Below are 1609 nucleotides of genomic sequence, written 5' to 3'. Positions count from 1 at the left end.
GTCTTACTCCGCAGGCATGGTGACGGCATCGTCCGAGGTCTTCAGCCGCGCTTCGTGGCGGCGCATCCAGTCCTCGGTCTCGGCGACGTCCTGATAGGGGCCCTTGCGGATGTATTTCACCATCAGCCCCATCTCGATGATGAAGAGCACGGTGTAGAAGAGCACGAAGCCCGCAAGGGTGATCGCGAGATCCGCGACCGAGAGATGGCTGACCGAGAGCGCGGTCGGCAGCACGCCGTCGACCGTCCAGGGCTGGCGACCGAATTCGGCGGTGAACCAGCCGAGCTCGGCGGCGATCCAGGGCGCGGGGATGACGATGACGGCCAGCCGCAGCGCCCAGCGGGGATAGCGCATCCCCTTGAAGTTCGAGACCACGAAGAAGTAGCCCAGCACCGCGATGAAGGAAAAGCCGAGCGCGACCATGATCCGGAACGACCAGAAGATCGGCCAGACGGTGGGCACGGTGTCATTCGCGGCCTGCACGATCTGTGCCTCGGTGGCCTGGCGCGGGTCGTCGACATAGCGCTTGAGCAGGAACGCAAAGCCCAGATCCTTCGAATGTTCCTCGAAGGCGGCCGTCTGTTCGGGCGTGACATTGCCCTTCGCCGCACGGATCTGCATCAGCGCGTCATAGGCAAGGAGCCCCGAGCGCACGCGGGTCTCGGCCTGGCTCACCAGCTGGTCGATGCCGGGGATTTCCTCGGTCAGCGAGCGGGTGCCGAGAAGCCCCATCGCGAAGGGGATCTTCACCGCGTAATGGGTCTCGCGCGCCGCCTGATCGGGGATGCCGAAGAGGGTGAAGGAGGCCGGCGCGGGTTCGGTTTCCCACATCGCCTCGATCGCGGCGAGCTTCATCTTCTGGTTCAGCGAGGCATTGTAGCCCGACTCGTCGCCGAGGATGACCACCGAGAAGGACGAGGCGAGGCCAAAGGCCGCGGCCACCGCGATCGAGCGGCGGGCGAGTTCCAGGTGCCGCCCCTTCAGCATGTACCAGGCCGAGACGCCAAGGACGAAGATCGAGGCGGTGACATAGCCCGCCGAGACGGTATGGACGAATTTCGCCTGCGCGACCTCGTTGAACAGCACCTCGAAGAAGGAGGTCATTTCCATGCGCATGGTCATCGGGTTGAACTCGGCGCCCACCGGGTTCTGCATCCAGCCATTGGCGATCAGGATCCACAGCGCCGAGAAGTTCGAGCCGATCGCGACGAGCCAGGTGACGACCAGATGCCCGACGCGCGAGAGCTTGTCCCAGCCGAAGAACATCAGCCCGACGAAGGTCGCCTCCATGAAGAAGGCCATCAGCCCCTCGATGGCGAGCGGCGCGCCGAAGATGTCGCCGACATAATGGCTGTAATAGCTCCAGTTCATCCCGAACTGGAATTCCATGGTGATGCCCGTCGCCACGCCGAGCACGAAGTTGATGCCGAACAGCGTCGCCCAGAACTTCGTCATCTGCCGCCAGATCGGCCGCCCGGTCATCACATAGACCGTCTCCATGATCGCAACCAGGATCGACAATCCCAGCGTCAGCGGCACGAAGAGGAAGTGATACAGAGCCGTCATCGCAAACTGCAGTCGCGACAGCTCCACAATATCAAGGTCCATC

Annotated in this window: 1 protein-coding gene; it reads right to left on the bottom strand. The window is 63.4% G+C overall.

Annotated features, from left to right (window positions below):
- Positions 1-3: 3 nt before the first annotated feature.
- The gene (locus EOW65_RS19760) at positions 4-1608 is read right to left on the bottom strand and encodes a cytochrome ubiquinol oxidase subunit I (RefSeq protein ID WP_128152383.1); all 1605 of its coding nucleotides are present in this window, start codon (positions 1606-1608) and stop codon (positions 4-6) included.
- Position 1609: the final 1 nt, after the last annotated feature.

The organism is Paenirhodobacter ferrireducens (assembly GCF_004022265.1).
Taxonomy (GTDB): Bacteria; Pseudomonadota; Alphaproteobacteria; order Rhodobacterales; family Rhodobacteraceae; genus Rhodobacter; species Rhodobacter ferrireducens.
This window is presented reverse-complemented; position numbering and strand designations above follow the sequence as displayed.